Source organism: Acinetobacter sp. MF4642, from assembly GCF_002018925.1.
GTDB classification, from domain to species: domain Bacteria; phylum Pseudomonadota; class Gammaproteobacteria; order Pseudomonadales; family Moraxellaceae; genus Acinetobacter; species Acinetobacter johnsonii.
The window spans coordinates 1-26,070 of the sequence record NZ_MVON01000023.1 but is presented as its reverse complement, the minus strand read 5'-3'; the positions used below and the strand labels follow the sequence as shown (position 1 = coordinate 26,070).

Here is a 26,070-nt window from a genome sequence, read left to right as displayed (position 1 = left end):
TTGAAAGCCTTATTATTCTATCAAAATAATTAGCATTTAAATGAACTCGGGGAAATAATGGATATCACAGAATTACTAGCCTTTTCGGCTAAGAACGGGGCATCAGATTTACACTTATCTGCAGGTATGCCACCGATGATTCGTGTCGATGGTGAAGTTCGTCGTATCAATTTACCAGCTTTAGAACACAAAGAAGTGCATAAACTGGTCTATGACATCATGAATGACAAACAACGTCGTGATTTCGAAGAAAAATTAGAAACGGACTTTTCTTTTGAAGTTCCAAGTATTGCTCGTTTTCGTGTGAACGCATTCAACCAAAACCGCGGTGCAGGTGCAGTATTCCGTACCATTCCGTCTAAAGTCCTGACTATGGAAGACTTAGGTTTAGGACAAACCTTTAAAGAGTTGTGTGAATTGCCACGTGGTTTGGTTTTAGTGACGGGACCTACTGGTTCTGGTAAATCTACCACTTTGGCGGCAATGATCGATTATATTAACGATAACCGCTATGACCATATCTTAACGGTTGAAGACCCAATCGAATTTGTACACCAGTCAAAAAAATGTTTAATCAACCAACGTGAAGTGCACCGTGATACACATGGTTTTAACGAAGCACTGCGTTCAGCACTACGTGAAGACCCCGATATTATCCTCGTGGGTGAGATGCGTGACCTTGAAACTATTCGTTTGGCGCTCACAGCAGCAGAAACGGGTCACTTGGTCTTCGGTACACTACATACCACCTCTGCGGCAAAAACTATTGACCGTGTGATTGACGTATTCCCTGCTGAAGAAAAAGACATGGTTCGTGCCATGTTATCTGAATCGCTACAAGCCGTGATTTCTCAAACCTTACTCAAGAAAAATGGCGGTGGCCGTGTTGCCGCGCATGAAATCATGATTGGTATTCCTGCCATTCGTAACTTAATTCGTGAAAACAAAGTGGCTCAGATGTATTCTGCTATTCAGACTGGTGCAAACTACGGTATGACCACATTGGATCAAAGTCTGAAAAACTTGGTCACCAAAGGAGTGATCAGTCCGCAGACCGCGCGTACAGCTGCCAAGCAACCTGAAACCTTCTTATAAGAAAACAATGGATTTGGGGTATAGATATGGACTTTAACGACTTACTCAATTATATGATTCAACAAAAAGCGTCGGATTTATTTATCACCGCTGATGTTGAACCTTCCATGAAAATTAACGGTCAAATTGTGCCTGTGGCTAAGGGTAAGCTGACGGGTGATGTCGCGGGGCAACTGCTCAACTCGATTATGAGTGAAAAACAGCGTAAAGAATTTGCAGATACACGTGAGTGCAACTTCGCGATTATGAATCGGGATAAAACTGCACGTTTTCGTGTCAGTGCATTTCAACAGCGTGATATGCCAGGTATGGTTTTGCGTCGGATTGAGACGCAAATCCCAACCATGGACGAGTTAAAACTTCCGCCTGTGCTTAAAGAGTTGGCCATGACCAAACGTGGCATCATCATCTTTGTGGGTGCAACAGGTACGGGTAAATCGACCTCTTTGGCTTCGATCATTGGTTACCGTAACCAAAACTCAAAAGGTCATATCATTACCATTGAAGACCCGATTGAATTTATTCATGAGCATGCAGGCTGTATCATTACCCAGCGTGAAGTGGGCATTGATACAGACTCTTTTGAAATCGCGCTGAAAAACACCTTACGTCAGGCACCCGATGTGATCCTGATTGGTGAGATTCGTTCCCGTGAAACCATGGATTATGCGATTGCCTTTGCTGAAACAGGTCACTTGGTATTTGCAACGCTGCACGCCAACAACGCCAACCAAGCCATTGACCGTATTATTCACTTCTTTGAAGCAGACCGTCATAGCCAATTGTTTATGGACTTGTCTTTAAACCTTAAAGCGATGGTTGCTCAGCAGTTGATTCCAACACCAGACGGTAATTCTCGTCGCGCTGCAATTGAGATTTTGATTAACTCACCGTTAATTTCCGATTTGATCCGTAAAGGTGAAATCCACGAAATTAAAGACCTGATGAAACGTTCTCGTGAACTCGGTATGCAAACCTTTGACCAAGCCTTATTCGATTTGTACAAAGCTAAGCAGATTACCTATAAAGATGCGCTGAAACACGCCGACTCTCCGAACGACTTACGCTTACAAATCAAGTTGTCTGAAGAAGGCGGTGATCGTCTATTGCATGCCAGTGCAAACATCACGTTTGACGGCCAAGCTTAAGAATTTCTTTAAACAATAAAAAAGGGCTTCTCATGAAGCCCTTTTTTAGATCTAAGTTATTACTTTTTACGAAGTGCTTCTTGGCACTCTGCAGCATCACAATAACCGTATAGATTGAGTGAGTGACCTGTTAAAGTAAAGCCATGCTTTTCAGCAACTTCATGCTGCTCATGCTCAATCACTTCGTTGCTAAATTCAACCACTTTGTTGCAGTTTTGACAAACGATATGATCATGGTGATCGTCTTGCATGATTTCGAAAACAGAATGGTTATTTTCAAAGTGATGGCGCTGAATAATGCCCGCTGCTTCAAACTGCGTTAACACGCGGTAAACAGTTGCTAAACCGACATCTTCACCTTGTTCAAGTAAAGTCTTATAAATATCTTCCGCACTTAAATGGTGTTGCTTTGAATTTTCTAATAGTTCTAATATTTTAATTCGTGGAAGTGTAACTTTAAGTCCAGCTTTGCGTAGATCTTGATTTGAAATTGGCATGTAAAAAGGTCTCTCAACAAATTTAAAGTTAGAATATGCAACAAAGTGTAGATGCAGTATGATCTATCCGTGGCTCAATTGCATCATAATTAATTTGGGATAGTGTAGCAAAATGCAAAAAATCATGTTGGCGTTATTCGTCACTTCACTGCTCGCAGGCTGTTCGACCTTGGGCGTTTATAAAGTTGATATTCCTCAAGGTACGCCATTAACTCAAGCACAAGCGTCAAAAATACAAGTTGGCATGAGCCATCAACAAGTTCGCTTTTTGCTTGGCAGCCCGACAGTTTCAGATCCAATGAATCCGCTACGTTGGGACTACATCTACAATTATACCCCAGGAACGTATGCTAAAAAAGCCAAGATTCCTGCTGCACAAGGTCAACACCTGAAAGTCTATTTCGACCCAAACGGTATTGTGCAAAAAATTGAAGGCTTAGAAACCATTCCTGCATCTCAGCCGGGCTTACCAGCATCGAAAGAAGCGATTCTAAACGCGCCCCCACTATAAAGCCTTATTCTAAAAAAGAAACCCCTCAACTGAGGGGTTTTTCATATCATTTCGATTGTTTTAAGCGATTGCCTTTTGCAAAGCGACCCACAGGATTATTTTGTGCACGTATCCTTCGAATATCTTTAGGATTAATGCTCAAAGGGCGATAAATTTCAACACGATCCCCTGCCTGTAAAACCTGTTGAAGGTCTTTCAATCGGACACCAAAGATGCCCAATTGTAAAGGCTCAGGCAATTCAACCTGCGAGCCTATACCACTCAGTTGAATCGCATCTTGTGCCGTCATTCCCTCAGAAAACGGCACACTAATATGAAACTGCTGGTCTGCTGTTGCATAAGCAACCCAGACTTGTTGAAGCATGCGCATTAAATCAGTTTTCCAAGTACGGCTACAATTGCCAATACGATAGAAACAGGTAATACCACACGCACGGCAATGCGCCAAATATTATAAAAAGCTTCATTACTAAAGTTCATCGACTTACGTAAATGGCTAATTTTCATAATCCAACCAGCAAAAATGGCATAAATCAAACAAATCACTAAGCCCCACAGCATCAGTAAGATGTTAAAAATCGGGCCAGTGGCTGGAATCAACCACACCAACGTTGCAGCCAGCAGCACGAGCCACTGAATCACAATATTTAATTGGCGCTGTGCCAACTGCTCACGTGCCATCTGTAACAGCACGGCTGCCGCTGCAACCGCAGTTAAAGCAATCGCATACGCAGGTAATGCCGCTTGGACTGCAAAAAATGCAAAAGCAACCACCGCCAAAATTTGTGCAATCCAAATCGGTAAAACAGTCTTGCTTGCAGCATCTTGCTGTTGAACTTGTGCCAAACTGTTCTGCCAGTACAGGCCGAGTCCTAAACCGCTTGCCACCAAAGCCAATACCGTTGCACTGCCCCATTCTGAAAATTCAACCGGCGTCACTTGCCACTCAGCGGTTCCTGTACCAGAGAGGTTTGCAAGCACTAAGGAGATCAGCACACCGACCGCCGTTAACGCTAAGGTCAGCAGACGTGGGGCAAAAGACAACGCAATGGCAACCACAGCCAAAGCAATAAAGATCACAGACGATGTCATATCGGCCAGTGCATATTGATTTAATAGTTGTGCAGCATTAGACAACATGCCGCCCGCTAAAAAAGGAATAAAGACGACAGCAAGCCATCCCACAAGACGCCACGTCTGTGAAGCATCGGCATCACGCGTTAAACTCGACAAAGCATTCAATGCCGTGGTTTTTGAACGCTTGGCTAAGGCAATTTCTAAGTAACATAGAGGTAAAGCCAAGATCACCATGGTCACTAACCAAAGTAACCAAAAGTCGAGCTGACGTTCAACCTGAATTCCCACCAAGGGTGCAAGTGTGGCAATGATAATAAATGATAAACAAAATGCCATCAGCGGCGATAACCATCGTGACAGAGCATTGTCTTGCATGATGCGTTCCTTCAATAAGTCTTGCGCTATTTTGCCTTGCTCGCTTATGAAAATCAAAAACAAAAAGCAAACCATCAAAACTGATGATTTGCTGCGCTAAATATAATTAAAATTTATTGTTTTTATCCCTCGTTTGACTCACTTATGAAAAGAAACGAGCAAACCAGTTTTTCCCTTTTTTCTTTTCTTTTTCTTTGATAATGCCCATCATATTTTCTTTTACGGCACCGACATAATCTGCATCATCGTGCTGGATATGGTTAATCAGCCATTTAGACAACACTTCATGCAGTTCAGCTTCGATTGAATGACCCAACTCAAAACGGTCACGATAAGATTCAATTTTTTTAATAAATAAATCATGTACGCGTTTGTGTGGTACACGATATTTATAACCCGCCTCTTCTTGGAGAGACTCTTCAAAAGTGAAGTGAGACTGTGTGTAATCAATAATATTTTCTAAAATCTGTTTCACGCGTTCACGGTCAGTATTGACATCAATCGCATCAATTTCATTGATATAATCGAGAATACGACGGTGTTGATCGTCAATCACATCGATACCAGTATTATATTCTGGAACCCACTTCATTATCATTCCGACCACCCAATAAAAATTAATAGATTAATTACATGAATTAATCATATCGATTAGAATTAAAAATAAAAGTGAATCAAATTGGTTGGTTTTATATTATTTTCATTAAATTAAACTTAAGTATTTATTTTAAATAAGTAAATAAATTTAAACCCGACCAAAAGAATCAGTTATTATTTAATCAATTTTATTATTTTATAAGTAAGTACCAAAATAAAAGCATGTTTTATTTTATTATCAACATGCTTTTATATTCCAATCATTTTGAAATAAATTAATATTGATCTGCTTTAGTAACGCGTTTTAAAGACGGATCTTTAGCTTCTCGGATTAAACGTTCCACATGGGTCATTTGGTGGCGGATTGCTTTGCCATATTGAAATAAAATCATTTCACCGGGTGAAAATGCCGTCCACGCTTCATTTTGAGTCAACGGTTCGGTAGTAATCACGGCCACGCGATCGTCTGCAGTAGTGACTTGGCTAAAATCAACTTCAACATCAATATCGATCAGCTGCGCAGGTTTAAATGGGTACTCACGCACCAACCAATGCAGTTTGGTAATGGCATAACTAAACAGGGCCTGCCCATTTGATAAACAGAAATTGAACGTGCCATGCTCCGCAATCCGTGGAGAAACATCAGTTAATAAATCAAAAACTTGATCTAGACTTGGCTCGGTATAGCCAAATTTATTCACCAGTTGGTCCAGTAAATAGCAAAATGCACGTTCACTGTCGGTATTGCCCACTGGGGTAAAGCGTCCTGAAAGTACAGGATCAAAGTCATGCAAATCGCCATTATGCGCAAAAATCCACTGTCGTCCCCATAACTCACGGCTAAATGGATGTGAGTTTTCTAAGTTAATTTTTCCCTGTGTCGCTTTGCGGATATGTGCAATCACATTGCGTGATTTGATTGGATAATTACGAATTAATTCAGCAATCGGGGACTCAACTGCAGATTGATTGTCAACGAATAAACGGCAGGCTTTATCCTCAAAAAAAGCAATCCCGAAACCGTCACAGTGGTCTGAAGTAATCCCCGCGCGCTGTGAAAAGCCTCGAAATGAAAAGGTAATATCAGTCGGTGTTGCACAGTTCATTCCGAGCAGTTGGCACATAATCTTGATCTTATTTAAACATATTTATTTATGATGGTTTTATTGTGCATGAGTCCTGACTGGCTTGCAATTCACAATGCTTCATAACCCGAACACATTCACGCATAAAACCATTTTTATAAAATGCATAGGCCTAAAAAAAGCCTCCGAGGAGGCTTTTCAAAATATTTAGTGCTTATTACTGCGATTGGTAATTAATGTACCCACACCATGATCGGTGAAAATCTCCAACAGCGTTGCATGTGGCACACGACCATCCACAATATGCGCGCTTACCACACCACCTTTCACCGCATCTAGAGCACAACCCACTTTCGGAATCATCCCGCCGTAAATCACGCCCGTTTCAATGAGACGGTCAACTTCTTGGGTGGTTAAACCAGTGAGCAGGTTTTTATTTTCATCTAAAACACCTGAAATATTGGTCAACAAAATCAGCTTTTCAGCACCTAAAGCTTCAGCCACTTTTCCAGCCACCAAATCCGCGTTGATGTTATAGGTGTTGCCCTCTTCATCCACACCTAAGGGTGCAATCACAGGAATAAAATCACCACTGGTAAACATTTCCAATACATCAGTTTTAACACTGGTCACTTCACCCACTAGGCCAAGATCAATTTTTTGTACTGTGCCATCTTCCGCAGTTTTTTCCATCAGTAACTTTTGTGCACGCAGTAAGTTACCATCTTTACCCGTTAAACCAATGGCACGACCGCCATGTTGGTTAATCAAGTTCACGATGGATTTATTCACACTACCACCCAACACCATTTCAACCACTTCCATGGTCGCTGGATCGGTCACACGCATGCCATCAATACGGTCAGACTCACGCCCCAATTGCTTTAAAAACGAATCCACTTGTGGACCGCCGCCATGCACCACGATTGGATTTAAACCGACGGTTTTTAACAAAACGATGTCACGTGCAAACGAGCTCTCAAGCTCAGGATCGGTCATTGCATTGCCACCATATTTCACTACTAGCGTTTTTCCAGCAAAACGTTGAATATACGGCAAAGCTTCAGTCAGGACTTGTGCTTTGTCGAGGCCAGTATGTTGATGTGGCATGTGCCTCTCCTTAATGGGCGTCTAATAGGTCTTGTGCAATCTGCGGATAATCTGCCGTCAGCATGTACACAAAGTTATGGCGAATTTGATGAAGCCGCTGATCACTGTCCGCGTCGAAACGCACGGTAAAATACTCGCCCGTATTCGATGCTCGAATAATGCCAAATCCATCCTCAAAATCAAGTCTTACGCCATCAATTTTACTCATTTCCGCTTGAAAGTGCTGACTTTGTTTTTCCACATTCGCTAAAACCAGCGCGGGTGAAATCTGATGGGTGCTAATATAAATATCCTCTGTACTGGCACGTTCTGGGTAGTCTGCCAGTGCTTCCGACAAAGTGCATCGCTTCAAGCTTAAGTATTCCAACACACGTAGTGCGGCATATAAACCATCGTCATAACCAAAGCCACGACCATCATTAAACACATAATGCCCTGCATATTCACCGCCAAAAACCGCATGCCCTTCAGATTGCGCCAAATATTTACGTAGAAAAGAACTGCCTGTGCGAATCATTTTTGGAATACCCTGATGGGCCAGTACTGTATTTCGAACCATGGTGGAACATTTCACATCAAAAACCACTTCATGCTCAGGATGATCGGCCAAACACATGTGCGCAAACAAGGACAATAAACGGTCTGCTGAAATGATTACGCCCTTTTCATCAATCAATACAACACGATCACCGTCACCATCAAAAGCAATACCGATATCAGCATGCTGCTGTTGCACGGCGTTTCGCAGCAGATTTAGATGTTTGGCTTGAGAGGGATCGGGGGCATGTTCAGGAAATTCACCATTGGCCTCACAGCGTAAAGCATAGACCTCACAGCCGAGTTTCTTTAAGACCAAGACGGCACAACGTCCCGCTGAACCGTATAAACCATCCACCACGACTTTATAGGATCGAGGTTGAGGCATGAGCTGTATATCATTGAGCAATGCCGCCTGATAAGCCAGACAATATTCAGGCACGATCTGATGTGGCGACGTTTGCCAGTTCATCTCTGCATGGCTGTCAAAATATTCATTTGCATCGCGTGCCACCTGCTGGATTGCCTCAGGTAAAGGGGGCTCACCCTGCATAATCCATTTGATCCCATTATCCGACTTCGGATTGTGGCTGGCTGTCACCATAATGCCATTGCCATCAAACTGGCGTGCCGTGTAATACAACACAGGACTAGCACAACATCCGATGATTTGCGCATCTAAGCCCTGTTTAAGACATTCTTTGTAAATAATTTCTGCAAAAGCAGGACTGCTTTGTCTAGCATCATAACCAATGGCTAAACGTGTCTGCCCAGTCTTTAAATATTGAGTTGCGAGCGCTTGTGCAATGGCACGAATCAGCTCAGCACTCATGACATCCAATTTGCCACGAATGTCATAGGCACGAAAAATATGTGCAGGAAATTTTGGCTGAAAATCCATAGGTCTAACTTCTAATTTATTCAGATCAACAGCTCTTTCAGCTGTCCTTGTTGTTATGCTTAACGCTGCATTTAATTTTACTAAGGATTCAAAAAATAGTTGTAACTTTTTATGAACTAAAAATGATCATTCAGTATTAAAACAACAAAGCCTCTTTCATGGAGAGGCTTTGTTGTTTTACTTTATCACTGACAGATTAGTTTTGACCAGTATGTCCGAAACCACCTGCACCACGTTCTGTCGCTTCAAATTCATTCACAATATCGAACTGTGCTTGAATCACAGGTACAAGTACATACTGTGCAAGACGTTCACCTGGTTCTAAACTGAAAGCTGTTTGGCTACGGTTCCAAACCGACACCATCAATTCACCTTGATAGTCCGAATCAATTAATCCCACCAAGTTACCCAAAACAATGCCGTGCTTATGACCTAGGCCTGAACGCGGTAAAATTAAACCTGCAAAGTGTGGGTCTTCAATATAAATAGATAGACCTGTTTTGACCAAAACAGTTTGTCCCGGTTCAATGACGGTCGCAGCATCGACACATGCACGAAGGTCTAAGCCTGCTGAACCCGTTGTCGCATAGGTTGGCATTGGCCATTCATTGCCTAAACGTGAATCCAACACTTTAACCTGAACTTTCATTCTCTTTTTCCTAGTACAATAAATTTCTAAAACAAAAAATATTTAGCGCTTAATCAACGCACGTAAATTGTCTAAATAATGCTGCGCTTGTAATTTCGGATCGACATTGCCCGCCAGTTTCTTTTTACGCCCTAACCATTCCAACTCATCTTGCGGTAATTCATCCAAGAAGCGACTTGGTGTCATTTGCTTCATTTGGCCGCCCGCCTTACGTTGTTCTGCAAGCGTGATGGTTAAACCCTGACGCGCACGGGTGATGCCCACGTACATCAAGCGACGCTCTTCCTCAACCGTATCTGCGGCAATCGAGTTTTTATGCGGCAGTAACTCTTCCTCAAGACCAATCAGATAAACATATGGAAACTCTAGACCTTTAGATGCATGCAGCGTGAGCAGGTTTACTTTGTCAGTGTCTTCTTCTTCTTGCTGCTGCTCTAACATATCCAGCAACACCATTTTACGAATTACACTTTCAATGTTTTTCTCATCAACATCTTCAGCACGGTTAATCAAACTTTGAATACTGCTATACAGCACTTCAATATTATCTAGCTTGGTTTTTTCCTGTGCAGGCGTCGCCGCAGACTCTTTGACATAGTCGATATAGCCTGCTTCAACCATCATCTTACGGATAATGGGCACAGGTTCATCATCCTCAAGCAACTCACGGGTAAAGGTGGTAATGAAGTCTGCAAACTCCGCCAACTGTGTGGTGGCTTTTTTAGGAATCACCATGGTGAGACGCTGATCACCCGCTGCAGAGAGCAACGACAAATGATTTTCTTGTGCAAACAGACCCAGCTTTTCTAAAGTCACAGGCCCAATGGCACGTTTAGGTGTATTGATAATCCGTAAAAATGCACTGTCATCTTCAGGGTTAATAATGACGCGCAAATAGCTCATCACGTCTTTGATTTCAGCTCGTCCGAAGAACGACTGACCGCCTGATAATTTGTACGGAATCTGCATTTGACGCAGTTGTGTTTCCAGTGCACGTGCTTGGAAATTACCCCGATACAAAATGGCGTAATCTTTCCAATTTTTACCATTCATCAGTTTATGCGTAATTAAGTCTTTCACCACGCGTTCTGACTCATCGTCATCATTGCGGCACGTAATCACTCGAATTACTTCACCATGGCCTTTATCTGACCACAGTTTTTTATCAAAAATATGTGGATTGTTACCAATCACAGTATTGGCCGCTTTCAAAATACGACTGGTCGAACGATAGTTCTGTTCGAGTTTAATCACTTTTAAATTGTGAAAATCCTCATTCAGCAAAGCCATATTTTCAGGCTTGGCACCACGCCATGCGTAGATCGATTGATCATCATCACCCACCGCTGTGAACTGACCCATCACTCCCACCAGCAATTTCACCAAAATATACTGTGCGGTGTTGGTGTCTTGATACTCATCGACCAATAAATAGCGAATGCGATTTTGCCAGCGCTCACGTACTTCTGCATTTTCTTGTAAAAGACGCGTCGGCATCACGATCAGGTCATCAAAATCGACCGCATTATAGGCACGTAAATTACGCTCATACAGTTGATACAAGTGCGCAAACTGAACATCTTCTGCGGTTTCACAGGTGGTGTGTGCTTGCTCAGGTGGAATCAGATCGTTTTTCCAATCTGAAATCATCTTCATGGCTTTGGCAATCAGCTCTTTACTTTCCGCACCGGATAAATTGTCACGGTGCATCAAGTCCATCAAAATACGCTTACAGTCGTCTGCATCTAAAATAGAAAAATTATTTTTTAATGGCGTGTGTTTCAGCTCTAAACGCAACATGTTTAGGCCAAAGGTGTGGAAGGTCGAGACTGAAAGCCCTTTTGCCTCTTCACGTGACAGCAGCTTGGTGACACGTTCTTTCATTTCACGTGCTGCTTTGTTGGTAAACGTCATCGCGGTAATACGATAAGCAGGAATGCCGCAGTGTTTCACCAAGTAGGCAATCTTACGGGTAATCACCGAAGTTTTACCTGAACCAGCCCCTGCAAGTACTAACAAGGGTCCTTGAGTGTATTTCATGGCTTCAAGTTGCTTGTCGTTTAATTGACTTGCCAGTGACATAGTCTTTCCTCTATTTCATTCCGAGCTCGATTATAGTCATCTCCGCTACAGATGCATAATGCAAATTCATATTTTAACAGTCATAAAAAAACCACCCGAAGGTGGTTTTTCAGTCTTCAATAAAAATTATTGAATTGCGTAGATGCTGATTTCTACACGACGGTTTTGCTCACGGCCTTCAGCAGTCGCGTTAGACGCGATTGGGTTTGCTGAACCTTGACCTTGTGCATTAATACGTGTTGTAGAAACACCTTGAGATGCCAAGTAGCTTGCTACAGATTGCGCACGCGCTTGAGACAGAGGAATGTTGATTGAATCATTACCTGTACTGTCTGTATAACCTGTTACAAGAATACCGCTCTTGTTATCTTCAGTTAAGGTTTGCGCAACTTTGTTTAAAGTTGAATAGAAGTTCGGCTTGATGTTTGATTTGTTGGTATCAAAAGTAATGTTACCCGGCATGATTAAACCTACAGAGCCATCTGGATTACGGTTAACTTCTACACCAGTCCCCGCCATTTGTTGGCGAAGTTTCTTCTCTTTGTTGTCAAGGTAAACACCAGTTGCGCCACCAAGTACAGCACCAATCGCTGCAGCACGGTTATTCTGACGACTCGTGTTTGCGTTTCCTTTAGAAACACCATAACCTGCAGCAGCACCAATTAAGGTCCCTAGAGCAGCTTTATCGTATTCTACACCGCCAATGTTATTACCAGTGCTTTGACAACCTGTAAGAACCATTGCCCCAACGACTGCGGAAATTGCTAGTGCACGCATCGCATGCCTCCTTCTTTGTGTGTTTTGTTTATAGAACGAATATTGTCGTAAAACGATGATCTAGACCATTGATTTTTTGTTAATAATAAAGCCTTTATTTACAATATGTAATAAAAAATTTCCTTTTCAAGGCTTTCTTCGTCACAATTTCTACACAGTTAATGCTTGGTGCTTTTCTATTTGATCATCCCGTACTATATTGAGCTTTAGAAATAGAACGAGTTGCGAAACGCATTATATTTTAGGGTTTATTTTTATGTCATCACCAAACCAAAAACAACCTTTATTAAAAAAAATCACACGTGGTTTAACTGTTGGTTCAGTCATTACAGGCAGTACTTTTTTTCATGGCCCTCCAGTGCTTGCGCTTGGCCTGACCAAACTGTTTAAAAAATCTAAAAAGGTGGATGAGACGAATATTCAAATCACTAACAGTTGGCTGGCTGTGAACAATTATTTAATCGATCATGTCTTGCCCAGCACGAAATGGGATATTTCTGTCGATGATGGTCTTGAGCTAAGTATGCAAGGTCGTTATCTCATGACCTGTAACCACCAAAGTTGGGTCGACACCACGGTTAACCAATATTTTGGTTTAACCCGTATGCCCCTTACCCGCTTCTTTACCAAGTGGGAACTTATTTTTATTCCATTTGTCGGCCAAGCTTTTAAAATTCTCGGCTTCCCGATGATGAAGCGGCATAGTAAAGAACAAATTGCGAAAAATCCTGCGTTGAAAACACGCGATATGGAAGAGGCACGTAAGTCTTGTGAACAACTGCTCAGCCAACCGTTCACCTTGTTAAACTATTTGGAAGGCACGCGTTTTACGCAAGAGAAGCATGCACAGCAGCAATCGCCTTACCAAAATTTGCTTAAACCGAAAGCGGGTGGCTTGGCCTTAGCCTTAAGTATTTTAGGTAATGACATTGATGCCTTAGTAGATATGACTATTGTCTATCCCGACGGCGCACCTGGCTATAGCGAATTTTGGCTCGGGGAAGTCCCACGGATTGCGGTTAATTTGCGTAAAATTGATATTCCTACATGGGTGCTTGCTGGAAACTATGAAGACGATGCTCACTTTCGTGAACAATTCCAACAGTGGGTCGATCAACTTTGGACTGAAAAAGACCAATTGATTGAAAAAATGAAAGCCAAATACTCAACCTCCAATTTAACCCAGTAAGGGTCTATGCATGATGCAGAATAACCAAGTCAAAAAGTCTAAATATCATCAGGTTGATCCACAAAGTTTGTATTTCAAACTGTTTTTGATCTATGACATTTTTATGGTGTTTCTCATCATTTTTAACTTGTTTTGTTTGTGTGCTAATTTTTTTATCATGAGCAATATTGGTGGATGGTTTTTTCATGCCATTCACCTAGAAAGTGTCTTAAGCTTCTATCGTGAGCATTTACATCCGTGGGTCATCACCACAGAAGCTTGGTTTATTCTGTTCTTGATTACTGAACTATTGGTGCGTTGGGGCATTGCGATCGTTTATCGACACCATCGTCGCTGGTTTTTCTTTCCCTTCATTCATTGGTACGAAATTTTAGCGATTATTCCTCATTTACGTTTTTTAAGATTATTTCGTGCAGGGGTGATTGCTTTTCGCCTGCATGAATTGGGCTATAACGTGATTCCTGAGTCGGTACAAGCCAAAGCCAAATTTTACTACCGCGTGGTGATGGAAGAGCTCTCTGACCGCGTCGTGATTACTGTATTGGATGGAGTGAAGCACGAATTAAATACCAGTTCGACCCATAAAAAAATTATCCATGACCTCGTCGATCATCATCGTGCTTTATTTGCACAGGCATTGGCTGAAATTTTACAAGAATCTCTCGCCACTGAACTGAAACAGCGACAGTATTTCATTGCCCAAAATGTCGGTCTGATTGTGAATCGTGCGATTGAAGATACCCCTGAACTCACCCAATTACTACGTTTAATACCAATTGTGGGGGGAAGAATTGAACAACAAATTCAAAGTATCGGACAAAGACTCGGTGAAAACATCACACAAGGTTTACTGGAACCAATGGTAACTGGAAATTCTGCACAGCCCAATGCTACCTATCGCTTGATAGCTGAAAAAGTCAGTGATTTAAAAATCGACAATCAGTCTTTGGAACAGTTGGTTGAGTCTGTTGTTTATGAAAGTTTGGATGCCATTCGCAAGCAAGTTAAGGTGAAACAGTGGTTAGAAGAGCTTGAAAAAGATGATCAAGCCAAAGAATAAGCATTAAGGTAAAAATATTACAAACGCAGCTAGTGCAATCCTCCATTTTGTTCTAGGATTTGCTCTATTTACAACATCACTTCTTTAGTAAAAAATAAATCTGAGAAGTCTTAAGGAAAAATTATGGCTGATATCCGGATAACTGGCAGAATGGTCAATGCGATTCGCATTACCCTTGACACCAATGATCATGATGCAATCCGACAGCAATTAAGTAAAACATTACAAAATGCATCGACTGCTGGAGCGTTAGTTGTTCTGGAAAGTAGCGTGGAGCAAGAGCTAATTTCCTTGATTCAATTATTGCTGGATCTGGATGTACAGCCGATGGCAGTACAAGAAGGAATTTTGGCTGAACAAGCCCGCGCCATTCAGTTCCCTGTGATTCCAGCGCAAGGACATGGTATTAGCTCGCAACTTCAAGAAGTCAAAGCAACCAAAGAGCAAGTGGTTGAAGCCCCTGCTCCTGCTGCGACAGCTTCTATCAATGCACCCGTTGCGGCAGCACCTGTCATTCGCCATGCAACTTCATACCATGACGAAATTTTACGTACTGGTCAGTGCTTGGTGCAAAATCAAGGCGATATCATTATTACCGCAGGCATTAACAGTGGCTCGGAAGTGATTGCTTCAGGAAATATACATATTTATGGTAGTGCTCGTGGTAGAGTCATTGCCGGCGCGGGCGGAAACAGCGCTGCACGCATCTTCTGTCATGCTTTAGAAGCTGAATTGGTTTCAATTGCGGGGACCTATTGTGTTGCAGATGATATTCCAGCGCAGCATTTAAAACGCCCAACACATATTTACTTAAATGATCAACAAGAGCTTGTATTTGAAGCGCTTGAATTTTAATGTATAAATAAACACCAAAAGCCCCAAATGATAAATAAGGGGATTTAAACCATAACAGGAGTGGATTCGGTGGCGAAAATTGTTGTCGTAACATCAGGCAAAGGTGGCGTAGGCAAAACTACGACAAGTGCATCTTTTGCAACAGGTTTAGCCCTACGTGGTCACAAAACTGTTGTGATCGATTTTGACGTAGGTTTACGTAACCTTGATTTGATCATGGGTTGTGAACGCCGCGTTGTGTATGATTTTGTCAATGTATTAAATAACGAAGCTCGATTACAACAAGCGCTTATCCGCGATAAAGATATCGAGAATTTATATATTTTACCTGCGTCGCAAACCCGTGATAAAGATGCCTTAACTGATGAAGGCGTAGCACGTGTCATGGATGAGTTGTCACAAGAGTTTGACTACATTATTTGTGACTCACCTGCAGGTATCGAACGCGGTGCAATTTTAGCAATGTACCATGCCGATGAAGCGATTATTGTGACCAACCCTGAAATTTCATCTGTACGTGACTCTGACCGTATTATTGGTATGCTCGACAGCAAAACCAAAAAAGTTGAAATGAATGAAGGTCGTATTCGTAAACACTTGTGTATCACACGCTTCAACCCTGAACGTGCCGATAAACAAGAAATGTTAACCATTGACGACATTTCTAAAGATATTTTACGTGTGCCAACTTTGGGAGTGATTCCTGAGTGTAAGAGTGTTTTACAAGCATCTAACGAAGGTAAACCAGTGATTCTCTTTACTGAAGAAGCAGCAGGCCAAGCCTATGATGACCTTGTGGCACGTTTCTTAGGTGAAGAACGTCCTTACCGTCATATTACGGTGAAGCCTAAAGGCTGGTTAGCACGACTATTTGGAGCGTAGACATGGCAGGATTTTGGAGTAAGCTTTTTAGTAATGATGAAAAACCGTCTAGTGCTCAAACCGCAAAAGATCGTTTGAAAGTCATCGTAGCGTCTGAAAGCGGTTTAGGTAAACGTCTTAGCCAAGACAAAATCGACCAAATGAAGAAAGAAATCATGCAAGTGGTGAATCGCTATGTTCGCGGTGTAGATGAACAGCACATTCAAATGGCTGTCCGTTCTGAAGCGAATATTGAAATGCTTGAAATGAATATCAATTTGCCTGAAGAACGTTAATCTGATTTTTGATTAGTCAAGCAAATTGAATCAAGGCAGAATATGCGCAGATACAAGAAAGTATTTTCTTTGTCTCCCATATTTTGCCTTTTTTAATGATTAAACCAGCAAGGAGATTGCTATGGCATTATCTCAGCCAGCAACGTTCAATGAAGAATGGTCAGATGAGCGTGTATTTGCCTACTTAACTCAGCTTCCTCCTGAAGGTGTGAATGGCGATTTTCATGTGTTGTACCATGCCTTTAAACACATGCGCCCAAGTGATTATGAGCGTCTGCTCACCCAATTTAAAACGGATGGTCGCGACATTAATGCAACCAATCCAGAAGGTCAGCGTATCCATGAAGTAATTGCCGCATATCAACGTCAAGCAGCTCCCTTCTTAGAGGTTTTGGCTAAATTCGCCTAAGCCTAGATCTGCTTAATGCACATGACCTACAAATGCCAGCTCATTCCTAGAAGACTGGCATTTTTTATGACTGTAAAAACCACATCCAAAGTGGAAAAGTCAAACCGAAACACAAAGTTTGCAAACTAATGATTGCTGCCATGAGTTGACTGTCCCCTTGAAAATATTTGGTCAGGACATAGGCTGCTGAGGCCGTTGGGAGCGAGAAGAATACCACTACAATCATGGTTTCAAATGTTGCTAAACCAAATAATAGACAGCCTACATAGGCTAAAATAGGTACCAAGATTAAACGCCCAAAAGTGTTTAAAATTAGCGCTCGGCCAGCATATTTTAACGCATTAAACTGGAGTGCTGCGCCCACACACAAGAGCCCAAGCGGGAGGCTCATCCCTGCTACTAGCTTTAAAGATTGGTTAATGCTCTCGGACAAATGCATACCTGAAAAATTAAAAATGAGCCCGACCAGACAAGCCAGAATCAGTGGATTTTTCGCAACCGACCACGCAATATTTTTATAAGACAGTCCCTGCCCTTGAGAAAAACCAAGTACGGAAAGTACATTCACTAAAGGAATAACAAAGGCAATAATCATGGCAAAGACTTGCATCCCTGCAGCGCCAAAAATCAAAGCCATACTGGTCAAACCAATATAAGTATTGAAACGAATATGACTCTGTAAATAGACGCCAAATTGCGCCACAGGCGTACCATACACCGCTTTTAATACCCACAGCACCACACTCATCAGCAAGGTCACACTAAAGACCACAGCAAGCGCTGGCAAGACTTGCCCGACATTAAAATGAACGGTGGCTAGACTACTGAACAGCAAAACAGGAAACAAAATCCAATAATTCAGTCTTTCAGCGCCTTGCCAAAATTCCACCGTTAAAAAGCGATACCGCTTTAATACATACCCCATGGCAATGAGTACTACCAATGGAATTAATGCATCAATAATTTGCATGACTGGATGCCTAAACTGAATGATTAAGAAAAAGCCTGCAATCCGCAGGCTTTCTTTTTAAACTAAAATTTCTCGCTTACCGTTCGCACCTTGCGCACTCACAATCCCATTTTCTTCCATTTGGTCGACAATCCGCGCGGCACGGTTATAGCCCAAACTAAACTTACGTTGTAGCGAGGACACCGAAACCTTGCGTGTTTCCAATACAAAGGATACGCACTGGTCATAAAGTGCATCACGGTTTGGATCGCCATCGCCATCTTCAAAGCCGCGAGAACTAGGTTCTTCATCAAATGGCGTTAAGATTTCATCGACATAGTTTGGCGAGCCCCGTTCACGCCAAGCATCGCAGATGCGGTTGACTTCGTCATCGGCAATAAAGGCACCATGTACACGTTCAGGTTCAATTTTACCGGGGCCTAAGAACAACATATCACCATGACCGAGTAAGTCTTCAGCCCCACCAGCATCCAAAATCGTGCGTGAGTCAATTTTTGAGTTCACACGTAAAGCCACACGTGTTGGAATGTTGGCTTTAATCAGACCAGTAATCACATCGACCGATGGACGCTGCGTGGCAAGTAGCAAGTGAATGCCCGCGGCACGTGACTTTTGTGCCAAACGCGTAATCATTTCTTCAGCTTTCTTGCCGACCTGCATAATCATGTCAGCAAACTCATCCGCCACAATTACAATCGAGGGTAATGGTGTCAAACGTGGTGCGCGCTCACCAGCAACCGAATCACTGGCTTTCCAGGTCGGATCAATCAGCTCTTCGCCATTGGCAATCGCTTCTTCCACTTTACGGTTATAGTCCGCTAGCTTACGGATCTTTAAGAAAGACATCAGCTTATAACGACGTTCCATTTCATTCACACACCAGTTCAAAGCACTGACCGCATCTTTCATGTCCGTGACCACTGGGGTAAGCAAATGCGGAATATCGTTATAGTTCGCGAGTTCCAACTGTTTCGGGTCAATCAAAATTAAACGCAACTCATTCGGCGTATATTTCAACAACATCGATAAAATCATCGAGTTCACTGCCACCGATTTACCTGAACCTGTGGTGCCTGCAACCAACATATGCGGCGCCTTACCTAAGTCAGCAATCACTGGATTACCCGAAATATCTTTACCCATTGCCATCGAAAGAATGCTATTCGGATCGGTAAAAGCAGGAATGGTCAACAACTCGATTAAACGCACCATTTCACGTGTGCTGTTCGGCACTTCAATCCCGATATACGGTTTACCCGGAATAACCTCAACCACACGTACAGAAGCCATCGACATTGAACGCGCAAGGTCACGGGAAATATTGGTGACTTTAGAGGCTTTCACCCCTGGTGCTAAATCTAACTCAAAACGAGTTACTACAGGCCCTGGCTGCGCTTCGACCACTTTAGCTTTGACATTGAACTCTTGTAGTTTAATTTCAAGTAATTCAGATAAACGCGCCAACTGTTCAGCAGTGAAATTGACTTTTTTATTCAGATCAACTTCATCCAGTAAATCCAGTCCTGGCAGTGGTGATAAATCACGACGACGCTCTGCTACTTGCATGGACAAAGACATTGGACGGCCTGATGCATCCGTCAGTGGCGCATCAAAATCGAAGTCGTCTTCTTCTTGCGGTTTTCCAGCGGTGTCCTGCCATGCTTCAATAAACGCTTCTTTGGACAAAACTTCTTTGGCTACAGTCGCTGTAGCACTTGTGCTTGCGGTATTATGATGCTGGATAGGTGCTTGTACAAAAGCAGATGACTGCGCATAACTACTGCTGGTGCGTACATCTGAAGCAGCAACTTTCTGCTCCGACCAATCTTCAGCAAGGAATTCGTCTAAATCATCCAACTCATCAAGCTGTGCTTTTGCAATTCCACTCGGCGCTGGTTGAAAGGCAACTGGACTCACAGCAGCACTTAAGGTTGCAACCTCGGCTACCGCAATTGGATCTTCAACCACATGTAAATGAGACACCGGTTCAGGCGTATTGAAGGGGCTGTGAACATCCGTTGCTGTTTTGCCATTGGGTACGGCAGCAAGCAGCTCGTCAAAGATTTCATCATCATCCCAATCAACATTTTTCTTCTGTGCAGGAGCATCGTCTTGGAAATAATTAGGATCAGCAATTGGCGCTGTATGATCTTGCACCACTGCTTGAAAATGTTGTTCTTGACTAAATGGGCGATCTTCTTCGGCAGCACGAAGTAAAGCATCAATATCATTTTTATGGCGTTGATCTTCACCTGAGTTTAATGCACGCCACACTTCCCCTGTCGCCACCACGCGTTGACTGTCTTGTTCTAATTGGTGCGCTTTTTCTATAGTCCGCTCAAGCTCTACTTCATCATCCACATCCACCTGTTTTTCTTGAACACGTTGCTCTTTGGCCACCATGTCATTAAACAAATGCTCTGCTGAATAGTCGCGCTGAGGTGCTTTAACTGATGCCTCTTGCACGGCTGGTGCCTCGACCAATTCGGTCTCTTCAACACTCTTTTTCGGTGCCGTTGCAATCACTTCTTTTTTCACGCTTGGCGTCGTGCGATCAAAGGCAGACTCGCTTTCAGGCACATTACGGTAAAATAAATCTTGTAAATACGCAGGAGTTGCTTTGAGGGTCGCGAAAGTACGGTTCCATTTGATACCGAAAGCCAAGGTCAATAAGACCACGGTAAACACGACCAAAAATAAGGTTGCACCGTAAATGGTTAAAATCTGCGACAAACTTTGTCCCAGTTCATAACCAATAATGCCGCCAGAGGCATTGTCTAAAGTGTCCGCTGGAACTTTCCAAAACAAGAACAGTAAGCTGGCGGTTGCAAGCAAAATAAAGAATTGTGCAGCATAACGAAATGGGCGGTTTAAAAAACTATGCGGCCACCATACTTGAATGGCTTCAATGAACAAAAACACAGGAATAAGTAGACTTGCCCAGCCTAAAAAACCGAACAATAAGTCAGCAATCCACGCCCCAGCAACGCCACTGGCATTCGAGACTTGCAAGGTATCACTTGATATATGCATCCAGCCCGGATCAAATGGGGTATAGGTCACGGTAGCAAGGAACAAATAAATGCCAAACGAGACTAAAAATAATGTCATTAATAAGCGCTGTGCATAAGCACCCGACACCTCAGTCATATACTGTCCTGTAACAAATTCTTCATTAATGTTTTTGTTCGAAACCTAAAGCAAAAGTTTCACAATAAACGTCATATTATGCACCTCTTCTTTATAAAAAGATGCACTATTCTTAAATGCTTTATGTATAGCGAGCAGATGATTTTTCCACTTTTTCCTGCTCTACACCGCATATTTCTTCTATATAGCTCAAATCGATTTGATTGATCAATAATATCGACATTGAACTCACACAACTGTTATAGAGTTTCACGTATAATTCCACAAATTTCTAAATAAAAAAAGGATTCTACGTATGAGCGCTCGTCACTCACGTTTGATTATTCTCGGTTCAGGCCCTGCGGGTTACAGTGCTGCGGTATATGCTGCGCGTGCCAACTTAAAGCCGACATTGATTGCGGGTATCCAACTCGGTGGTCAACTAACGACAACGACTGAAGTTGATAACTGGCCGGGTGACCCTGAAGGCTTAACAGGTCCTGCACTGATGGAACGTATGCAAGCGCATGCTGAACGCTTTGGTACTGAAATCATCTACGATCATATCAATGAAGTCGACCTTTCTGTACGTCCATTTGTACTCAAAGGTGACATGGATGAGTTCACTTGTGATGCACTGATTATTGCCACAGGTGCGACCGCTCAGTACTTAGGTCTTGAGTCTGAAGCTGCTTTTATGGGCCAAGGCGTAAGCGCATGTGCAACCTGTGATGGTTTCTTCTACAAAAACCAAAAAGTCATGGTTGTGGGTGGCGGTAATACTGCCGTTGAAGAAGCACTATATTTGTCTAACATTGCATCGCATGTGACTTTGGTTCACCGTCGTGATTCATTGCGTTCTGAAAAGATTCTTCAAGATCATTTATTTGAGAAAGAAAAAGAAGGCAAAATCAGCATCATTTGGAATCACCAAGTGGATGAAGTTTTAGGTGACAACACGGGTGTAACCGCCGTTCGCTTAAAATCAACTCAAGACGAATCTACACAAGATATTGATGTTCAAGGTTTGTTTGTTGCCATTGGCCATAAACCAAACAGTGCAATGTTTGATGGTCAATTGAACTTACGTGATGGCTATATCCAAGTCCAAAGCGGTACATCTGGTAACGCGACTGCCGCTTCTGTCGCAGGTGTATTCGCAGCAGGTGATATTGCTGATAGCGTTTATCGTCAAGCGATCACTTCAGCAGGTTCTGGCTGTATGGCTGCGCTAGATGCAGAAAAGTATTTGGATGCTTTAGGCGAATAATCTAAGCCTTGAAAAAGACCGCCTTCCATAGGCGGTTTTTTTATGTATGATCTTAAAGTCATTTTTTATCATGTATACACACCACTATGCAGCAGTTACCACCTTCTGAGTATATCTTTCCCGATCCACTTGAAGTTGACCCCGAAGGTGAAGGCTTAATTTGTATCGGTGCAGACCTCTCCCCTTCTACCCTGTTTGAAGCCTACACCCATGGTTTGTTTCCATGGTTCTCAACAGGCGAGCCCATTTGCTGGTGGTGCCCCGAGCCACGTTGCATCATCCGTCCGCAGGATTATCAGCCCAGTAAAACCCTCATTCGGAGTATGAAAAAGCAGGATTATCGCATCACTATCAATCAGGCTTTTAAACGAGTGATCCGTGCCTGCTCACTACCACGTAGCTACGCTGATGACACGTGGATCAGCGAAGACATTATTGATGGCTACTGCGCAATGTTTGATGCAGGTTATGGCTATAGTGTTGAAGTATGGGATCAAACACGCTTGGTTGGCGGACTATACGGCATCAGCATTGGACACGGCTGTTTTGGGGAGTCTATGTTCAGTACCGAAACGGATGTCTCAAAAATGGCATTTTATACGCTGATGTTGATTGGACGTGAAAATAAGCTGCCTTGGATCGACTGCCAATTGGTCAATGATCATCTTTTAAGTCTTGGTGCTTGTACACTTTCTCGGCAAACCTACTTAAAATCGTTACAAGATGTTGTAAATCAACCTGCTATCGATTGGAAAATGTATCAGGAGGGTGTATTTTCAAGTAAAACAATAGCGCAAAATGCGCGACTGACTGAATAAAGAATAATAGAGGGATTTATCATGAATTCGTATCACCCGAAGTCCCTACTGAATGATTTACAGTATTACATCACGCCACCGCATGACTGCAGCTATCTAGAAAAAAAGTCAGCCCGGATGGTATTTCTCGATCCAGCGCATCGTATTGATGTCGTCACGCTGTCCGAACTTTCTCGCGTAGGTTTTCGCCGGAGTGGTGATTTTGTCTACCGCCCAGAGTGTCATCTGTGTCGACAGTGTCTGTCTAGCCGCGTATCTGTGCGCGAATTTAAAATGAACAGCAGTCAAAAAAAAGCATGGAAACGCAATCAAGATCTCACTTTAAAAATTACCCGCACTGCGGATGCCACCAAAAAACATTATGACTTATATGAGCGTTATATCTTTAAACGCCATGCAGATGGAGACATGTTCCCACCCAGCCGCGATCAGTTTGATAAATTCCTCGTGCATAGCTGTACCGAGAGCTTTTTCTTAGAACTGTGGAAAGAAGACCAGCTCATCTGTGTTTCGACCTGCGACCCTTTAGATGATGGCTTATCTGCGGTTTATACCTTTTTTGATCCCGATGAAAACAAACGCTCACTGGGGACTTTCGCCATTTTAAAACAAATCGAGCTCGCCAAAGCACGCGCTTTGCAGTTTGTGTATTTGGGCTATTGGGTGCCGCACTCAGAAAAAATGAACTACAAATCGCAGTATTTACCGCTAGAATTGCTGATTGATGGTCAGTGGCGCAGACTCAATCATAGCCTGAGCAGCGAGGAAGTGCAGCAACTGGGAAACTCCTTAATGACCACCCTACCTTCGGGGTGGAATAACGCCATTATTAAATAATGGCGCCATACAAGCACGACTGCTCTCTTATTTAAATAACTCGGAAAAGTCATCACTACACGATTTCACCATGATAATGGCATGCTCACGACCACCTTCCGTTTTAGGATAATAGTTTTTACGCAAATCAATTTGATGAAAACCGGACTTTTCATACAAAGCAATGGCCGCCTGATTGCTCTCACGGACTTCTAAAAACACTTGTATGGGATTGTTTTTGAGTTGCGCCAGTGATGCATCTAATAGCTGATAACCCAGCCCTTTGCCCTGCTGGCTTGGATGAATGGCCATCAACAATAAATTGGCCTCATCAAGAACAGGCTGGAGGATACAAAAGCCTACAACCTGCCCCGCCTGTTCAATCACGGTACTGTGATAAGACTGCATGGACTCTTGGAACTGTTTTAGGCTCCAAGGATGGGTTTGAACTAAATTTTCAATCTGCGCAACTTGGCTTAAGTCCGCAGCTTGCATTAAACGAATCATCTTCGTTTATCTTTCTAAAATGTGGAGGTCACAGTATAAAAAATTTGTGCTAAAAACCGAACAAAAAAAAGAGCGATTTACATCGCTCAAAGAGCCAAAACTACTTAAAACCCTAATTTTAGCTTCCACGTCTCAAGTAAAGTGTCGGTGTCGTGATGATTAGGATGAAAACCCAGTTTAAAGTACATGATCATTTCACGTACCATCCCCGTAATAATTCCTTTCGATGGACTATACGCATAGGTATAAATATCCTTCAACGCCGCCCTGTTCAGTTGTTTATCTTGCTTTAATAACCGAAACACAAAATACGACTGCACGCAGAATAAAATGGCCATGGCTGCAACCAGCGATCCTGTTCTCAGTAAATAGGATTTGACTCCCTTTCCAAAAACACCTTCAAACACATCATAAGCCACAGCTTTGTGCTCATTTTCTTCAATGGCATGCCATAACCACATGGTTTTCATCGTTTCATCGCTCATCAGCTCTTGAATGTGGTTATTGACCAACAACTGAGAGGCAATAGTTGCAGTAAAATGTTCCAACGCGGTGGTTGCTGTTAAATCCACCATCTCTTGAGTAATACCCACAGGCTTGCCGAGAAAAGCAAACACTTTACGCGTGGTTTGAATTGCACGATCCGTATAGCGATCAAGTGTTGCAACATCGTGCCCATACTTTTGTGCCGAAGCATTAAAACCTTCATGTTCTTGCGTATGCATCGCTTCTTGACCAATAAAGGCTGAAATCTCTTTTTGTAGTTCGGCATTATCTTTGATTGAGGGATGCTGTCTAACGACACGAACACTGTCGATAAAAAACATTTCACCTGCTGGAAAGAGTGCCGAAAGCGCAGTCATAAAATGGGTCAGTCCAGCTGAACCATTCATCCAATATTCAGGTACGCTTTCAAACTCAAAGTTCATCCGACGTACAGGGAAACTCGCGCCCGCACGGTTGGTGATTTTTACCTTTGCATTCATCTTTCTGCTCCTATGAATATCCTGAAGACATCCATTACTTATAGTTGTTTTCGTCTTTTTATCTTACGTGATTGGGCTCCGCCCATAAGTGCAGTTAGGGTCAGCAAAATATCAGTTTAGGACAGTTTTAAGCGTAGATTGTTAGACAATTTAGTGTTCTTAAACTTCTACGCTATTTTTAGGATGAACACTAAAACATGATGTATCTTGCCTAAAATAATCACTTTCGCAGTAAAATGAATAAATAAAAAAAGCGCCCCAAAGGAGCGCTTTTTTTTCACACAATCAGATGATTATGCAGTTACTTTAGCAACTACACCAGCACCAACTGTACGACCACCTTCACGGATCGCAAAACGTAGACCTGGGTCCATTGCGATTGGGTGGATTAATTCTACTGACATTTCTACGTTGTCACCAGGCATAACCATTTCAACGCCATCTTGTAATTTGATCGCGCCAG

Annotated in this window: 26 protein-coding genes and 1 pseudogene; 12 read left to right on the top strand and 15 right to left on the bottom strand. The window is 42.6% G+C overall.

The genetic code is table 11. The annotated features are described in order from the left end of the window. The first annotated feature begins 57 nt into the window (after positions 1 to 57). Positions 58 to 1,095 (top strand): type IV pilus twitching motility protein PilT, encoded by a 1,038-nt coding sequence (locus tag MF4642_RS12230; RefSeq protein ID WP_004694862.1) that lies wholly within the window; start codon positions 58 to 60, stop codon positions 1,093 to 1,095. A gap of 26 nt (positions 1,096 to 1,121) precedes the next feature. Continuing rightward, on the top strand, positions 1,122 to 2,243 hold the full coding sequence (locus tag MF4642_RS12225; RefSeq protein WP_010326019.1) for a PilT/PilU family type 4a pilus ATPase: 1,122 nt from the start codon (positions 1,122 to 1,124) through the stop codon (positions 2,241 to 2,243). A gap of 59 nt (positions 2,244 to 2,302) precedes the next feature. On the opposite strand, the gene fur is transcribed toward MF4642_RS12225, so the two are convergent. After that, positions 2,303 to 2,740: a ferric iron uptake transcriptional regulator gene (fur, locus tag MF4642_RS12220; protein ID WP_004694866.1), complete on the bottom strand. Its 438-nt coding sequence runs from the start codon at positions 2,738 to 2,740 to the stop codon at positions 2,303 to 2,305. A 112-nt stretch (positions 2,741 to 2,852) separates the two neighbouring features. Here fur and MF4642_RS12215 point away from each other — a divergent pair, with 112 nt between their 5' ends. After that, entirely contained in the window at positions 2,853 to 3,251 is a 399-nt protein-coding gene (locus MF4642_RS12215; RefSeq protein WP_004694868.1) for an outer membrane protein assembly factor BamE, read from the top strand. Positions 3,252 to 3,297: 46 nt separating this feature from the next. Here MF4642_RS12215 and MF4642_RS12210 read toward each other — a convergent pair whose 3' ends face one another. The 9 genes from MF4642_RS12210 to MF4642_RS12170 all read right to left on the bottom strand — a co-directional run bounded on the left by MF4642_RS12210 (position 3,298) and on the right by MF4642_RS12170 (position 12,441). Then, positions 3,298 to 3,621 carry an RnfH family protein gene (locus tag MF4642_RS12210; RefSeq protein ID WP_010326018.1) on the bottom strand — a complete coding sequence of 108 codons (324 nt, stop codon included), beginning with the start codon at positions 3,619 to 3,621 and terminating at the stop codon, positions 3,298 to 3,300. Beyond that, positions 3,621 to 4,703 (bottom strand): hypothetical protein, encoded by a 1,083-nt coding sequence (locus MF4642_RS12205; protein WP_078426399.1) that lies wholly within the window; start codon positions 4,701 to 4,703, stop codon positions 3,621 to 3,623. Before MF4642_RS12205 ends, MF4642_RS12210 begins: the two co-directional genes overlap by 1 nt. 142 nt (positions 4,704 to 4,845) lie before the next feature. Further along, the gene (locus tag MF4642_RS12200; protein WP_005400160.1) at positions 4,846 to 5,301 is read right to left on the bottom strand and encodes a bacteriohemerythrin; all 456 of its coding nucleotides are present in this window, start codon (positions 5,299 to 5,301) and stop codon (positions 4,846 to 4,848) included. Positions 5,302 to 5,575: 274 nt separating this feature from the next. Beyond that, positions 5,576 to 6,424 (bottom strand): class II glutamine amidotransferase, encoded by an 849-nt coding sequence (locus MF4642_RS12195; protein WP_004984292.1) that lies wholly within the window; start codon positions 6,422 to 6,424, stop codon positions 5,576 to 5,578. 168 nt (positions 6,425 to 6,592) lie between these two features. Next, positions 6,593 to 7,495, bottom strand: coding sequence for an acetylglutamate kinase (gene argB / locus MF4642_RS12190; protein ID WP_004984290.1), 903 nt, complete (start codon positions 7,493 to 7,495; stop codon positions 6,593 to 6,595). A 10-nt stretch (positions 7,496 to 7,505) separates the two neighbouring features. Further along, a complete protein-coding gene (locus MF4642_RS12185; RefSeq protein WP_078426386.1) occupies positions 7,506 to 8,933 on the bottom strand; it encodes a phosphomannomutase/phosphoglucomutase in 1,428 nt (475 codons plus the stop codon). 196 nt (positions 8,934 to 9,129) lie between these two features. Further along, complete coding sequence (gene dut / locus MF4642_RS12180) at positions 9,130 to 9,582, bottom strand: dUTP diphosphatase (protein ID WP_004694889.1); 453 nt, start codon at positions 9,580 to 9,582, stop codon at positions 9,130 to 9,132. 42 nt (positions 9,583 to 9,624) lie between these two features. Next, complete coding sequence (locus MF4642_RS12175) at positions 9,625 to 11,664, bottom strand: UvrD-helicase domain-containing protein (RefSeq protein WP_004694892.1); 2,040 nt, start codon at positions 11,662 to 11,664, stop codon at positions 9,625 to 9,627. Positions 11,665 to 11,790: 126 nt separating this feature from the next. Then, positions 11,791 to 12,441, bottom strand: coding sequence for an OmpA family protein (locus MF4642_RS12170; RefSeq protein WP_078389445.1), 651 nt, complete (start codon positions 12,439 to 12,441; stop codon positions 11,791 to 11,793). A 256-nt stretch (positions 12,442 to 12,697) separates the two neighbouring features. Here MF4642_RS12170 and MF4642_RS12165 point away from each other — a divergent pair, with 256 nt between their 5' ends. The 6 genes from MF4642_RS12165 to MF4642_RS12140 all read left to right on the top strand — a co-directional run bounded on the left by MF4642_RS12165 (position 12,698) and on the right by MF4642_RS12140 (position 17,111). Then, positions 12,698 to 13,630: an acyltransferase gene (locus MF4642_RS12165; RefSeq protein WP_078426385.1), complete on the top strand. Its 933-nt coding sequence runs from the start codon at positions 12,698 to 12,700 to the stop codon at positions 13,628 to 13,630. A 10-nt stretch (positions 13,631 to 13,640) separates the two neighbouring features. Continuing rightward, positions 13,641 to 14,690, top strand: coding sequence for a hypothetical protein (locus tag MF4642_RS12160; RefSeq protein ID WP_078426384.1), 1,050 nt, complete (start codon positions 13,641 to 13,643; stop codon positions 14,688 to 14,690). 123 nt (positions 14,691 to 14,813) lie between these two features. Then, the gene (gene minC / locus MF4642_RS12155; RefSeq protein ID WP_078426383.1) at positions 14,814 to 15,545 is read left to right on the top strand and encodes a septum site-determining protein MinC; all 732 of its coding nucleotides are present in this window, start codon (positions 14,814 to 14,816) and stop codon (positions 15,543 to 15,545) included. 69 nt (positions 15,546 to 15,614) lie between these two features. Then, positions 15,615 to 16,427 (top strand): septum site-determining protein MinD, encoded by an 813-nt coding sequence (gene minD / locus MF4642_RS12150; protein WP_010326008.1) that lies wholly within the window; start codon positions 15,615 to 15,617, stop codon positions 16,425 to 16,427. Positions 16,428 to 16,429: 2 nt separating this feature from the next. Further along, positions 16,430 to 16,702 (top strand): cell division topological specificity factor MinE, encoded by a 273-nt coding sequence (gene minE / locus MF4642_RS12145; RefSeq protein WP_004694905.1) that lies wholly within the window; start codon positions 16,430 to 16,432, stop codon positions 16,700 to 16,702. Positions 16,703 to 16,823: 121 nt separating this feature from the next. Then, a complete protein-coding gene (locus MF4642_RS12140; protein ID WP_078389442.1) occupies positions 16,824 to 17,111 on the top strand; it encodes a PA4642 family protein in 288 nt (95 codons plus the stop codon). Between the two features lie 64 nt (positions 17,112 to 17,175). Here MF4642_RS12140 and MF4642_RS12135 read toward each other — a convergent pair whose 3' ends face one another. Together MF4642_RS12135 and MF4642_RS12130 are read right to left on the bottom strand one after the other, a co-directional pair. After that, on the bottom strand, positions 17,176 to 18,081 hold the full coding sequence (locus tag MF4642_RS12135; protein ID WP_078426382.1) for an AEC family transporter: 906 nt from the start codon (positions 18,079 to 18,081) through the stop codon (positions 17,176 to 17,178). Positions 18,082 to 18,138: 57 nt separating this feature from the next. Further along, complete coding sequence (locus MF4642_RS12130) at positions 18,139 to 21,231, bottom strand: DNA translocase FtsK (RefSeq protein ID WP_078426381.1); 3,093 nt, start codon at positions 21,229 to 21,231, stop codon at positions 18,139 to 18,141. A 295-nt stretch (positions 21,232 to 21,526) separates the two neighbouring features. Here MF4642_RS12130 and trxB point away from each other — a divergent pair, with 295 nt between their 5' ends. From trxB to MF4642_RS12115, 3 genes are all read left to right on the top strand, one after another. Continuing rightward, on the top strand, positions 21,527 to 22,480 hold the full coding sequence (trxB, locus tag MF4642_RS12125) for a thioredoxin-disulfide reductase (RefSeq protein ID WP_004694912.1): 954 nt from the start codon (positions 21,527 to 21,529) through the stop codon (positions 22,478 to 22,480). 86 nt (positions 22,481 to 22,566) lie between these two features. Then, on the top strand, positions 22,567 to 23,298 hold the full coding sequence (aat, locus tag MF4642_RS12120) for a leucyl/phenylalanyl-tRNA--protein transferase (protein ID WP_078426380.1): 732 nt from the start codon (positions 22,567 to 22,569) through the stop codon (positions 23,296 to 23,298). Positions 23,299 to 23,319: 21 nt separating this feature from the next. Further along, a complete protein-coding gene (locus MF4642_RS12115; protein ID WP_078426379.1) occupies positions 23,320 to 24,135 on the top strand; it encodes an arginyltransferase in 816 nt (271 codons plus the stop codon). 27 nt (positions 24,136 to 24,162) lie between these two features. On the opposite strand, the gene rimI is transcribed toward MF4642_RS12115, so the two are convergent. The 3 genes and pseudogenes from rimI to MF4642_RS12100 all read right to left on the bottom strand — a co-directional run. Beyond that, on the bottom strand, positions 24,163 to 24,621 hold the full coding sequence (rimI, locus tag MF4642_RS12110; RefSeq protein WP_078426378.1) for a ribosomal protein S18-alanine N-acetyltransferase: 459 nt from the start codon (positions 24,619 to 24,621) through the stop codon (positions 24,163 to 24,165). 104 nt (positions 24,622 to 24,725) lie between these two features. Then, positions 24,726 to 25,607, bottom strand: a complete 882-nt coding sequence (locus MF4642_RS12105) for a metal-dependent hydrolase (protein WP_078426377.1) — start codon at positions 25,605 to 25,607, stop codon at positions 24,726 to 24,728. Between the two features lie 293 nt (positions 25,608 to 25,900). Further along, positions 25,901 to 26,070, bottom strand: a pseudogene (locus MF4642_RS12100) (elongation factor Tu); the annotation flags it as partial.

Coding starts and splice junctions, on each gene's coding strand:
- MF4642_RS12230 (WP_004694862.1), top strand. CDS start 58: ATGGATATCACAGAATTACTAGCCTTTTCGGCTAAGAACGGGGCATCA.
- MF4642_RS12225 (WP_010326019.1), top strand. CDS start 1,122: ATGGACTTTAACGACTTACTCAATTATATGATTCAACAAAAAGCGTCG.
- fur (WP_004694866.1), bottom strand. CDS start 2,740: ATGCCAATTTCAAATCAAGATCTACGCAAAGCTGGACTTAAAGTTACA.
- MF4642_RS12215 (WP_004694868.1), top strand. CDS start 2,853: ATGCAAAAAATCATGTTGGCGTTATTCGTCACTTCACTGCTCGCAGGC.
- MF4642_RS12210 (WP_010326018.1), bottom strand. CDS start 3,621: ATGCGCATGCTTCAACAAGTCTGGGTTGCTTATGCAACAGCAGACCAG.
- MF4642_RS12205 (WP_078426399.1), bottom strand. CDS start 4,703: ATGCAAGACAATGCTCTGTCACGATGGTTATCGCCGCTGATGGCATTT.
- MF4642_RS12200 (WP_005400160.1), bottom strand. CDS start 5,301: ATGATAATGAAGTGGGTTCCAGAATATAATACTGGTATCGATGTGATT.
- MF4642_RS12195 (WP_004984292.1), bottom strand. CDS start 6,424: ATGTGCCAACTGCTCGGAATGAACTGTGCAACACCGACTGATATTACC.
- argB (WP_004984290.1), bottom strand. CDS start 7,495: ATGCCACATCAACATACTGGCCTCGACAAAGCACAAGTCCTGACTGAA.
- MF4642_RS12185 (WP_078426386.1), bottom strand. CDS start 8,933: ATGGATTTTCAGCCAAAATTTCCTGCACATATTTTTCGTGCCTATGAC.
- dut (WP_004694889.1), bottom strand. CDS start 9,582: ATGAAAGTTCAGGTTAAAGTGTTGGATTCACGTTTAGGCAATGAATGG.
- MF4642_RS12175 (WP_004694892.1), bottom strand. CDS start 11,664: ATGTCACTGGCAAGTCAATTAAACGACAAGCAACTTGAAGCCATGAAA.
- MF4642_RS12170 (WP_078389445.1), bottom strand. CDS start 12,441: ATGCGTGCACTAGCAATTTCCGCAGTCGTTGGGGCAATGGTTCTTACA.
- MF4642_RS12165 (WP_078426385.1), top strand. CDS start 12,698: ATGTCATCACCAAACCAAAAACAACCTTTATTAAAAAAAATCACACGT.
- MF4642_RS12160 (WP_078426384.1), top strand. CDS start 13,641: ATGATGCAGAATAACCAAGTCAAAAAGTCTAAATATCATCAGGTTGAT.
- minC (WP_078426383.1), top strand. CDS start 14,814: ATGGCTGATATCCGGATAACTGGCAGAATGGTCAATGCGATTCGCATT.
- minE (WP_004694905.1), top strand. CDS start 16,430: ATGGCAGGATTTTGGAGTAAGCTTTTTAGTAATGATGAAAAACCGTCT.
- MF4642_RS12140 (WP_078389442.1), top strand. CDS start 16,824: ATGGCATTATCTCAGCCAGCAACGTTCAATGAAGAATGGTCAGATGAG.
- MF4642_RS12135 (WP_078426382.1), bottom strand. CDS start 18,081: ATGCAAATTATTGATGCATTAATTCCATTGGTAGTACTCATTGCCATG.
- MF4642_RS12130 (WP_078426381.1), bottom strand. CDS start 21,231: ATGACTGAGGTGTCGGGTGCTTATGCACAGCGCTTATTAATGACATTA.
- trxB (WP_004694912.1), top strand. CDS start 21,527: ATGAGCGCTCGTCACTCACGTTTGATTATTCTCGGTTCAGGCCCTGCG.
- aat (WP_078426380.1), top strand. CDS start 22,567: ATGCAGCAGTTACCACCTTCTGAGTATATCTTTCCCGATCCACTTGAA.
- MF4642_RS12115 (WP_078426379.1), top strand. CDS start 23,320: ATGAATTCGTATCACCCGAAGTCCCTACTGAATGATTTACAGTATTAC.
- rimI (WP_078426378.1), bottom strand. CDS start 24,621: ATGATTCGTTTAATGCAAGCTGCGGACTTAAGCCAAGTTGCGCAGATT.
- MF4642_RS12105 (WP_078426377.1), bottom strand. CDS start 25,607: ATGAATGCAAAGGTAAAAATCACCAACCGTGCGGGCGCGAGTTTCCCT.